Annotated in this window: 8 protein-coding genes; 6 read left to right on the forward strand and 2 right to left on the reverse strand. The window is 56.7% G+C overall.

Annotated features, from left to right (window positions below; translation table 11 throughout):
• The first annotated feature begins 90 nt into the window (after window positions 1-90).
• Together GSQ94_RS20335 and GSQ94_RS20340 are read left to right on the forward strand one after the other, a co-directional pair.
• Entirely contained in the window at window positions 91-1,200 is a 1,110-nt protein-coding gene (locus GSQ94_RS20335; RefSeq protein WP_158945824.1) for an acyltransferase, read from the forward strand.
• Window positions 1,201-1,517: 317 nt separating this feature from the next.
• Window positions 1,518-3,209 carry a hypothetical protein gene (locus GSQ94_RS20340; protein WP_158945826.1) on the forward strand — a complete coding sequence of 564 codons (1,692 nt, stop codon included), beginning with the start codon at window positions 1,518-1,520 and terminating at the stop codon, window positions 3,207-3,209.
• 18 nt (window positions 3,210-3,227) lie between these two features.
• Here GSQ94_RS20340 and GSQ94_RS20345 read toward each other — a convergent pair whose 3' ends face one another.
• On the reverse strand, window positions 3,228-4,343 hold the full coding sequence (locus GSQ94_RS20345) for an acyltransferase family protein (protein WP_371417585.1): 1,116 nt from the start codon (window positions 4,341-4,343) through the stop codon (window positions 3,228-3,230).
• Window positions 4,344-4,480: 137 nt separating this feature from the next.
• Here GSQ94_RS20345 and GSQ94_RS20350 point away from each other — a divergent pair, with 137 nt between their 5' ends.
• The 3 genes from GSQ94_RS20350 to GSQ94_RS20360 all read left to right on the forward strand — a co-directional run bounded on the left by GSQ94_RS20350 (window position 4,481) and on the right by GSQ94_RS20360 (window position 8,320).
• Window positions 4,481-5,608 (forward strand): acyltransferase, encoded by a 1,128-nt coding sequence (locus GSQ94_RS20350; protein WP_158945830.1) that lies wholly within the window; start codon window positions 4,481-4,483, stop codon window positions 5,606-5,608.
• A 203-nt stretch (window positions 5,609-5,811) separates the two neighbouring features.
• A complete protein-coding gene (locus GSQ94_RS20355) occupies window positions 5,812-6,402 on the forward strand; it encodes a hypothetical protein (RefSeq protein WP_158945832.1) in 591 nt (196 codons plus the stop codon).
• Window positions 6,403-6,682: 280 nt separating this feature from the next.
• Window positions 6,683-8,320, forward strand: a complete 1,638-nt coding sequence (locus GSQ94_RS20360) for an ABC-F family ATP-binding cassette domain-containing protein (protein ID WP_158945834.1) — start codon at window positions 6,683-6,685, stop codon at window positions 8,318-8,320.
• A 99-nt stretch (window positions 8,321-8,419) separates the two neighbouring features.
• Here GSQ94_RS20360 and GSQ94_RS20365 read toward each other — a convergent pair whose 3' ends face one another.
• A complete protein-coding gene (locus GSQ94_RS20365) occupies window positions 8,420-9,994 on the reverse strand; it encodes a heme peroxidase family protein (protein WP_158945836.1) in 1,575 nt (524 codons plus the stop codon).
• Window positions 9,995-10,351: 357 nt separating this feature from the next.
• On the opposite strand from GSQ94_RS20365, the gene GSQ94_RS20370 reads away from it, so the two are divergent.
• Window positions 10,352-10,753 (forward strand): DUF2237 family protein, encoded by a 402-nt coding sequence (locus tag GSQ94_RS20370; RefSeq protein ID WP_158945838.1) that lies wholly within the window; start codon window positions 10,352-10,354, stop codon window positions 10,751-10,753.
• The last annotated feature ends 262 nt before the right edge of the window (window positions 10,754-11,015 follow it).

Here is an 11,015-nt window from a genome sequence, read left to right on the forward strand (position 1 = left end):
GGAGCTTTCTTGACCAGCTACGCTTTTACCGCAAATCTTTCCTCATCAAATCAATTGATAAGATGAAGTTCATTGAGGGAGCAGAGTTTAGTGCCCGACGATTCCAAGAGCCTTCTCCACACTACCCTGCCCCTGCCGTCGAAGATCCATCAAATAAACGGACTTCAGATCATACGGGCCATCGCCGTTGCATTGGTTGCATGGTTACACGCTGGTCAGGACCTGGTGCCGGTGACGAAAGAGATCCTCCCGGAGTTCGGTGCCTTTGGCGTGGACATATTTTTTGTCATCAGCGGATTCATCATGTCGCTGATACTGCTTCGATCACGGCATGAAGCGTCCGGTCTCCGCGCTACATGGGAATTTCTTAAGCGCCGCTTGATCCGGATCTTCCCCATCTACTGGCTCTTCTGCCTGATCATCGCGCTTCGGTTACTTCGAAATCGATCCTTCTTTCAACAAAACTATCTTCCCAGCATCTTCCTCTTGCCCTTTGGCCATCAGCCAACCCCCGCGCTTGTCAGTTTTAGTTGGACACTAGTCTTTGAGATCTTCTTCTACCTGTCGCTCTCTGTAATTCTGATGTTCTTTTCTGCGCGGCGGGCTGTCTTGGTCTCGATCGTATCTTTCTGCTCTGCAATTTTGCTTGGGGAAGTAGCAGGAACTCAGCATCCATTCTGGATCATCGGCTGTAATCCCATGTTGTTGGAGTTTGTCTTTGGCGCCCTTCTCGCCCTCGCACATCAGCGCTTGGGACGAATGCGTGGCTTTGGGATTGCACTTCTCCTCCTTGGTGTCGCCGAGGCTCTGTATCTGAGAGCGTTTCCTGATCAGGGTGGCGCAAACGGGATGCAGATGGTACTCGCTGGTGTTCAGGTGATCAGGCGCGTCACCACCTGGGGACTCTCCGCTGCGATGATCGTAGGCGGTATTATCTTCTGGTCGCCGGTGATCACGAAAAAACTGGGTCGCATCGTCGTTATCCTGGGGAACGCCTCGTATTCCACTTACCTCGCATCGGCCCTACTCATCGAATTTACGATGCGGCTCATCCTGAAAATTCGTGGCGAGGCAACGATGTCTACCCCTGAGCACGTCGCCTATCAGACGCTCATCGTCTTCGCGGTCTTCGCAGGCGGATGGCTCTGCTACCAATTCATCGAGTGGCCAATGATTCGAAAGCTGCAAGGAATGGTCTAGCCCGGATGTTTTGCGTCGGGTCATTCGCCTTCGAGTCATCGTTTTTTTGCTCGCTACATGATGGCCATAGACAATTCGTTACACTACTCTTGAACCTTCCGGGCTTTTCTGATGAGAATTTGTAACAAACGAAGTCTCTGCCAAAGGTATAGCTGGCTTTCGCCACGTGAGATTCGCTATGTTCTCTACGCCTGTCAGACCCAGGTCTATAGAGGCCACTGTGTTCGCACCGAAGAATGTAAGCTGTTGCTCAAAGGTCGAATACTCCCTTGGCTGTTATCGTGTCAGTTGCTCCAGCCCATTCAGAGATGTTCCCCATGAACTCTGCGAACTACAGACGTCTCTACAACATTGCCGCGGCGGTTGTGCTGGCCAGAGTGGCCGGCATCTGGCTTCAGAACCTCTGGGCTTTCCAGCGTAAACCTCTCGCCTTCGACGACTCCTACATGTTTGCCCGATACGCGATGAACATCCGGCGCGGGCTCGGCATCTCGTGGAATCTCGACGGGGTCCATACCTACGGACAGACCTCTCCGCTCTGGGGTTTCTTCATTCTTGTTCTCAGCTATCTTCCTCTCAGCACGTGGAAGATGCTTACCCTTGGCTCTTGGATCTGCTCCCTCGCAGCGGTCGTTGCGCTGTCCTGGGCCGTCGCGGCAAATGCCCGCAGCGAGTTCCTGGCCAGCACCTGGCGTGTCCTTCCTCTGGTTGTTTTGCCGTTAGCGGACACGCTTGTCTTCTCCGGAAACCAGGCGACCGGCATGGAGACCATGCTGGCAACTCTTCTCTGCGCCGTCTTCGTCGGTCTCACGCTGTCCTGGGCGCGCGGTGTCGTAAGGCCGGAGATTGTAGCGGTCATCGGCCTCCTGCTCTTTCTGACGCGCCCCGAATCGGCTCTCGCCATCATTCTGCTCCCGTTTCTGCTCTTCTTGCTCATGCCGACGCCGGCACTTTCCAAGAGGAGTATTGCGACCCTGCTCGGCCTCTTCTTCGTCGGAGTCGTCCTCGAACTCGTCGTGTGCAATCTGTACTTCCACACCGTCTTTCCGCTCAGCTTTTATATGAAGGGCAAGCACGCCTATGAGGGCTACCGCGAGGTATGGCATCCCGAACTGCTCATGCTGGCCTTTCTTGCCGGATGCCAGATCTACCTCGCGGCACTCATCCTGCTAGGCCGAAGGCAGGATTGGCGTCTGATCGTCTGTTGTCTTGCGCCGGCGGGTGCTGTCTTTGCTTATCTCGGCACAGTCACGCAGATCATGGGCTTCAACGCTCGCTATTACACGCCGTACTTCGCATTTTTCATCGTTCCCGCGCTGCTGCTGGTGGATCGCTGGCTGATACCGAACGAGGCCTCGACTGAGTCGCGATGGCCGCGCCACACCCTTCTCCTCAGGTCCGGTGCGACTGCGCTTTTAATGCTCTGCTTCCTCGCGCTCTCGTCCGAGGGAGTTCAGGCTACGGTCCGCCGCTTGGAAGCAAGGCCGCGCTTCGAATATGAGCCCGCGCATCTCGACATTGCCGCAGGCACCGCGCTCCCTGAAAAGACCTGGCAGGAGATCATGACCAATCTCACCGATCTTCTGATATCCCCCTTGCCGAAGGGAACAACGGTAGCTGCAACGGAGGTCGGGTATCTCGGAAGCAAATCGCCTCAGGCAAACATTATCGATCTCGCGGGTCTCAACGACACTGACATCGCCCTGCACGGCTTTGACATGGCGAGGCTGCTCAAGCGCAAGCCGGATATCATCTGGATGCCCAACACCAGCTACACCTATCAGCGCGGTCTCATGTTCTCCGATCCCGCCCTCTTGGCGCAGTATGACGTCTATGACGGAGCCGCAAACTATGGCCTCGCCATTCGCAAGGACTCACCCTCCCGGCCTCAAATCGATCAACAGATGCAGGCCTTCTGGAGCGCGGTCTATCCGGGATATGAGAAGAAAGATTATCTCGTCAGGTCCGCGACCTGGTCCGGACGAAAGTTCAAAGTAGTCGGCGACTAACGCTGCCTCGACTTCCAATCACACGTCTAGTCCAGGCCGTTCTGCCGGTGAAAGTTCTTTCCGAACCACTAAAAGGCGTCGGCCTACGCGAATCAGCGGCATCTCGATGAGGTAATAGCTTGTGATCGCGCAGGCAAAGGTGCAGACCAGGCCTACGGTAGTAGATCTCTGCAGAAGATGAATGGCGCCCGGGTATTCAAAGGTACGAGTCAGAAACAGGGTCTGCCAGAGATAGAGACTGTAAGAGATGCGCCCGACAAACTTCAAGGGAGCCGTCTCGAGCAAGCGAGTGACAACATGTTGCGGGTGCAGAACGGTGCTCAATAGCAGCAGAGGATTGAAGATCGCCTTTGCCAGAACGATCCTTAGAAGATAGGGCGCGCTGCCTTCGTGGTCATAGAACGTAACGAACAGAACAATCACGCACAGCACCCAAGGCGAAAGGTATCGTACAGCGGTCTTCTTTGTAGAGGCAGATCTTAGTGACATCGCGAAGATGGCGGGGATAAGCAATCCGCCGATGCAGAATTCGGTCCGCTGCTCCCAGAAGAATGGCAGGATCTTCGCAGAGGGAACCAGGAGGAAGAAGGCGAGCCACCCCAGGGAGACTCCCGTAAGGCACAGAAGGATCTGACGGCGGAATCGAGGAAAGAAGATGACGACGGAGGGGAGAAGGAGATAAAAATGCTCTTCCACGCTCAGAGACCAGAAGTGACCGGTAAACCAGCTGGCTGCAGTTGCTCCAAAAAAATAATGCCAGTAGTTGCGATAGAAGAATACCGCCGCCATCCAGGACGAAAGGTCGAACGGGATGATGTGCAGCACTCCTAGAAACGCGATGACGAGAAGATAGGTCAAAGCAGCCGGGAGAATCCGGAATGCCCGTCGAATATAGAAATTCCTGAGGGAAGCGCGTCCATATGCCCACTCTTCATCGAGCATGCGAGAACAGATAAGGAAACCGCTTATGGCAAAAAACAGCCAAACACCCTCCGCTCCATTTCGTTGCAGATGATGCTGAACGGTCAGAGAGCCAAAGGGCCGTGCATGGTCCAGTAGGACAGCTACAACAGCAATTGCGCGCCAACCGTCCAAGCTATGGAGATAGCTTCTGCTTTGCTCATTCGGCCGCAATTAGACGTTAGCTCCTGTCGTCGTCAACTATAACAGCGCGCCCAAGTGCGAATTGCTATCCTGAGTGAAAGGCTCCAAGCCTTCAAGGGCCTGACCTTCTCGTTGATGCATGGCAGCTGGCTCTCCACAAGGATGCAATGAAACTTCGCCGCATCACGTCGCACGGAAACTGGATTCCCGAGATCGATGGCCTGCGTTTCGTCGCCATAGCCGCGACCCTGCTGGTTCACATCCTCGGAGAGACCTATACCCGCGGGGGGCAGACCTTCCCGGCACGCTACTACGAAGCCGTCATGACCTGCATCGACCACGGCGGCCGTGGCGTCCTTCTCTTCTTCGCGATCAGCGGCTTCATCCTCGCGCAGCCCTTTCTCCGTCAGCATCTGCTCCACGGCCAGCCTGTCTCCATCAAGGGCTTCTTCAAACGGCGGCTCACGCGGCTCGAGCCTCCTTACATCCTGTCGCTGCTTCTCTACGCCGTCGCGCTGGCGATCAGTCAGCATCATCCCGGCATCTTTCTGTTGCCGCTTCTCGCTCACATCGTCTACCTGCATAACTTCACGCCGTTGCCTGCCATCAACTTCGTCACCTGGAGCCTGGAGGTCGAGGTGCAGTTCTACATCCTCGCTCCGGTCCTTGGACTTCTCTACACCCTCTCCTCTCCATGGCTTCGCCGCGGCGCGATGGTATCGCTCATCGCCGCCAGCGCCCTCTTCCAGTACACCTCGCACGGCACCGCCTCGTGGAACCTTCCCGGTCAGTTGCAGTTCTTCCTGGTCGGCTTTCTCCTGGCCGATCTCCGCGCCACCCGCACCGAATCCACCACCAGCCGCTGGTGGGATCTCGCGAGCCTCGTTGTCTGGATCGCAATCTTCACGACTCCGACAAAATACATAGCCTTCTCGCTGCCCGCTCTTATTCTGGTGGCCTACCTTGCAACGTTCAACGGACCAGTCACCCGCCAGATCTTCCGCACCTCATGGATCGCCCTCACCGGCGGCATGTGCTACTCCTTCTACCTCATGCATATGCTGGTCATCTCGGTCGTCTCCAGATTCACGCGCCGGTTCATCACCCCCACCAGCCTGACCCTCAGCTATCTCATCCAGGTCGTTCTGCTGGGAGCCTGCATCTACCTCTTCTGTACGGCTTACTTCGTTCTCATCGAACGTCCCTGCATGGACCCCAGCTGGCCCCGCAAACTCGCCGCAAAACTCGCCGGTCTGACTCGCCAAAATCGGGCCGCCGCCATCGAAAACCGCTAGATCTCATCTATTTACCGTCAGGGCGGTCGTGGGGATTCAACCTTCTTACTGCGTGGAATCTTGTCTCGCCAGATCTATCCGGCAATCTCTTCCTCCCTCAAAGTCCCATTACTTCCGGATCTTTTATCGCAGATCGCCAGATCGTTTTCGTAGGAGTATGATTGCCTAAATCTTCTCAATTGAGCACCACGAAAGATTATTTGATGAAATTTGGGCGATCAGGTTCTATATCATCTCTCCTGCTTGTTGATAAGCAAGTCTCCGAACAGGCCAAAAAGCAACTCTTAGGACAGCCCGACCTACAGTCAGGTATATTCGACTCCTCAAGACTTCGAGAGACGCAGCGGGGGGCAGTTGACTCCAGTTTTGAAGCCACCACTCTGGCTCGGCTTCTGGCTTCTCTCACTCTTAGTTCTACCCTCGAAGAGGCGCTGGCGCGGTTTTATTCTTTTCTTCCAGAGCCGGAGTTGCATCTGCGCATCTCCGTCGTTCTGGCCAGGATGTACGAGATTCTGCCGGAAGACATCGCTTCGAAACTGAGACGCATTGGGAGCCTTTCGGTCAACCTGCTGACTAGGACAGGCGCGGCCAAGCGTTCTCAGTCGGAGTCTCTTGGTCTGCTGAGCCTCCTGCTCGTCAGCGGATTGATTCTGGTGCTTGCGGTGGTCGGCGCATTTACAACCTACGGCTACGTTGCAGCTCACTTCCATCCGCTTACCGCAGGAACGACATCAAATCGAATCTTGAAGAACCTCTTCTTTATGGTCTGCACCTGTTCTGAGCACTCCAAGTGACAGATCGGAGAGGCTGCCGGGTGGCGTGAAAAATCAGCGTTGATAAGGAACGTCGCATAGCGAATCGAACTCCCGATAAATCTTATCGGCTTCTCTCGCGAAGCGCCGGCCGGCGATGCCTGGCGCGCATCTATGGGCATCGGGATATGCAAAAGCATAGTGTCACGGCAGACAGCGCAAGGAAAACGAACCGGCTGACTCTCTGGTTCGTTTTCCTTGCGCTATTAACAGCCTGAACGAGCAAATTGCCGCAAAACCCAGCTAAAATGAAAGTAATACCATGATCTCAGTCTCTAACGTCACTATGCGCTATGGCTCGAAGCTCCTCTTCGAGGATGTCTCCGTCACCTTTACCACGGGTCGCCGCTACGGCCTCACCGGCCCCAACGGCGCCGGCAAATCCACCTTCATGAAGTGCCTCACCGGCGAGATCGATCCCCAGAAGGGAACCGTCGTGAGGCCCAAAAAAATCGGCGTTCTTAGTCAGGACCAGTATGCCTTCGACGCCCATCGCGTCATCGACACCGTCATCATGGGCAACAAGGCCCTCTGGGCCGCTCTTGAAGAGCGCGAGATCATCTACAACAAGCCCGAGATGACCGATGAAGACGGCTCCCGTCTCGGCGAACTCGAAGGCGTCGTCGGCGACGAAGACGGCTACGAAGCCGAGTCCAACGCTGCCGTCCTTCTGCAGGGCCTCGACATCCCCGACGAGCTCCACGAGCGCAAGATGTCCGAGCTGCAGGGCGGCCAGAAGGTTCGTGTCCTGCTCGCCCAGGCACTCTTCGGCAACCCGCAGGCGCTGCTCCTCGACGAGCCCACCAACTATCTCGACCTCGAGTCCATTCACTGGCTCCAGGACTTCCTCATCCGTTACAACGGCACCGTCATCACCATCTCGCACGACCGGCACTTCCTCAACAACGTCTGCACCCACATCGCCGACATCGACTACGAGACCATCATCACCTACAACGGCGGCTACGACGACATGGTCTTCCAGAAGACCAGCGTCCGCACCCGCATCGAGAGCCAGAACGAGCAGCGCGAAAAGAAGATTGCTCAACTCAACGACTTCATCGCCCGCTTCTCCGCCGGTACGCGCTCCAGCCAGGTGAACTCCCGCAAAAAGGAGGTCGAGCGCCTCGCCACCAGCGAGCTCGCCCGCTCCAACATCGCGCGCCCCTTCATCAGCTTCAAGATGGAGCGTCCCTCCGGCAAGAACGTCCTCGAGTTCGAGCAGGTCAACAAGTCCTACGTGCAGAAGGATGGCAAGACCGAGCATGTCATCAGTAACTTCACCGCAGCTGTCAACCGCGGCGACAAGGTCATCCTGATGGGCCGCAACGGGCAAGGCAAGACCACGTTGCTCAAGGCGCTCCTCGCCAATGGCCCCGGCATCGAAGAGAAGGACGTCTCCATCGACTCTGGCACCGTCAAATGGGGGCACGAGGTCTCCATCGGCTACTTCGCTCAGGACCACAAAGGCTCGATCCAGCTTGGCATGACGGCCTCCGACTGGCTGCACCAGTTCGACCCGCAGGCCACCAAGGAAGACATCCGCGGCATCCTCGGCCAGATGCTCTTCAAGGGCGAAGAGGGCCTCAAGAAGACCGACGCTCTCTCTGGAGGCGAAGCTGCCCGTCTGCTCTTCTGTAAGATCATGCTGCAGAAGCCCAACGTCCTCGTCCTCGACGAACCCACCAACCACTTGGACCTCGAGAGCATCAACGCACTCAACCAGGCGATCCAGAAGTACGAAGGCACCGTCTTCCTCGTCACCCACGACCAGGACCTGATCGAAGAGGCCGGCACCCGCATCTGGCACTTCGAGGGCGGCCCCACCGACTTCCACATCACGGACCACAAAGGCCCCTATGAGGAATATCAGCAACAGCTAGCCATCGCCGCAAAGTAGTCTTGTTTCAGTCACAAATTGAAAACGCACTGCTAAAAGCACCTCCGATAGTTACAAAAATGCCCGGTCCGCAATCTCTCGCGAACCGGGCTTTCTTCATCAGCCTGCCAAGGCGTGCTGAATCATCTCCCGCAGCCCGAACACGCCATTCACCGCCAGCGACGGAGTCCAAAGCGGATTCAAGCTCACGTAAGAGCTCGAATCGGCCAGCAGCAGCCCGACAAACGTCTCCGCAACAATCCGTCCGCCCACCGGCCCCAGCTTCCTTGTCGCAATCTTCTTATCGCCCTGCAGCGTCTTCACGGTAAGTTTGCTCTCAATCGTCTCCGCCAGAACATACGTCCACAATGGGCAGTTCCCGACGAAGCCCTTGCCATCGCCGACCGTCGCAACGCTCTTGGCCACAATGTCCCCCGGATCGCCGGTGAACTTCCCGATCACGATCTTGTCATCGGTCAGCGGCACCAGCCCCATGGCCCTCGCCACATCCTGTCCGCTCGGTAGCCTCATTCGCCATCCGCGCTCCAGGTTCCGCTGTGCCAGTATGCTCGGGTTCACCGCCACCGAAGGCGGCAAGACTCCCAGCGGATTCACCAGGGAAGTGTCGATCTTGTACGCCAGTTGCAGCCGGTTTTTGTTCGTAGGGTCGTTCTGGTCAGGATTAGCAACCAGCGTCCCATAGTCCAGGGGCACTAGGTCGATGTACCTTCTCCAGTCCAGAGCCCAATCCGGCGGAGGAGCCTGAAAGCCGCGCAGATCCTGCGCATTCGCACCCCGCTTGAAGATCGACTGTGGCCCCACCGTGCTGTTCACCCGATACCCCGGCCTCACCATCGAGTGCCCGAACCGGTACGCCGCCGCAGAAAACTCCAGCGGCATAAACGCAAAGTTCTTGTAGTGAAAGAACTGCAGGTTCGCCTTACTCACCACCGATTTGTTGTCCTTGAACGGCAGCACCCCCTCCAGCACCTCCTTCGCAATGATCGTCGGCAAAAAATCATGCAGCAGAATCCATTGGTAATGAAATCGCACCATCTGCTGCACCTGCGGAAACGTCAGCGTCGGATTATCCTTTGCGATCTTGTTATGGAATCTCTGCCAGAGCCCCTGCAGCTGCGACACGATCTTGTTCTCATCATTCCGCGGATCACCGATCAGCGCTCGCGCCGGCGTCTGCTGATTCCTTTGCAGATCATGCGCGTTCCCATTCACCTCGGGCGCGCCCGTCATCGGATTCCCCAACACAAAGCTGCGTCCATCCGCCGTGTAGAGATAGGGTTGGTCATCAGGTCCGCGTCCGTACAAGTTATCCATGTCGAACTGCGGCGTCCTGAAGTCCACCAGCGCATCCGGATCGTTCTGCTTCTGCAGACTGCTTGCTGGGTCGAACGTCAGGTCGTGATCGATAAACTGCCCGAAGTAGGTATACGCCGCGGGAATCCCGCTCTCCTCATTATCCGGACCATCCTTCGGATCTTGCGGATCTGCGACCGAGGTCATAGCCGTCGCAAGCGCTGCCAGGTTGCTAAGGGTCGTCGGATCGTCCGGGCCGAAGTCCGCCGGCGGCACCGCTCGAAACATCTTTCCGAACGGTCCATCAAACAGCAGGGAACTCCGAGACAGGTTTGCGCCACGTACCCCTCCATGGGGGCGAAAGTTATTAACTGGGGGCATGGGTTCTCCTTCAAGTCATTTCTTCGAAGATTCTGCGGACTTGGTCCTCCGTCTCGCACTCAGCGGCAGAGCCGGCGCGAACAGATGCGAACCAGTACCTCACAGGGCCCAGAACACAGAAAAAGAGAAACAGTGTTCGATTGTGGGTGTTGGGGCCGATTTCCCGGTGGCCGTGCGTCTTCAGCCAATCTACGGGGCCAATCTGAGGTCGACCTGGGGTCAACCGATGGAACGACCCAAAATATCACAAACCAGGCCTCGCTGAAATCAAAACGCGCGGTCATACACAACGCAACTCGCTGCCCGCACCCTCCTGTCCGAAAAGTGGGATACTGGACCCTGAGAGATCTTGTAACCATGCCTAGCGTTGAACCCATCAAGAACCGTGGCAAGAACGTCCTCGGCCAACCCCTCGACATCTGCGGCTGCGAGCCCATGACCGGCTTCTATCGCACCGGCTGCTGCGAGACCGGCCCCGACGATCACGGCGTCCACACCATCTGCTGCCTCGTCGACGCACCCTTCCTCGAAGCTTCCAAAGCCCTCGGAAACGATCTCAGCACCCCCATGCCCCAATACGGATTCGCTGGCCTCAAACCCGGCGACCGCTGGTGTGTCTGCGCCGCACGTTGGCTTCAGGTCCAGCAAGCCGGAGCAGGCTGCCCCATCATCCTCGAAGCCACCCATGAGAACACCCTCAAAATCGTGCCCTTCGAGCTCCTGATTCAGTACGCCGTCATCCCGAGCCAGCTCCACTAGCTACCGCACTCCAAAGGCGCACACCCAAGAGGTCCAACCTCTCGACGCAACTTCGACAAAAAACGCTGTCCCGAGCGTCTTGTAACACCGCGTCAATCCCCCATTCATAATCGCCCTTGACAGTCCAGACCCTAGGCCTGACTGTTTAAGTACTACGACAAAGTCATTTGAGGTTGCACGCGAACGTCTCCGGAAGACACCAAACCCGGATTCCTATAGCCGCTAGCCATTCACACATCGTTTTTTAATCGGTGTCTATTCA

The sequence above is a fragment of the Granulicella sp. S190 genome, from assembly GCF_009766095.1.
Taxonomy (GTDB): domain Bacteria; phylum Acidobacteriota; class Terriglobia; order Terriglobales; family Acidobacteriaceae; genus Edaphobacter.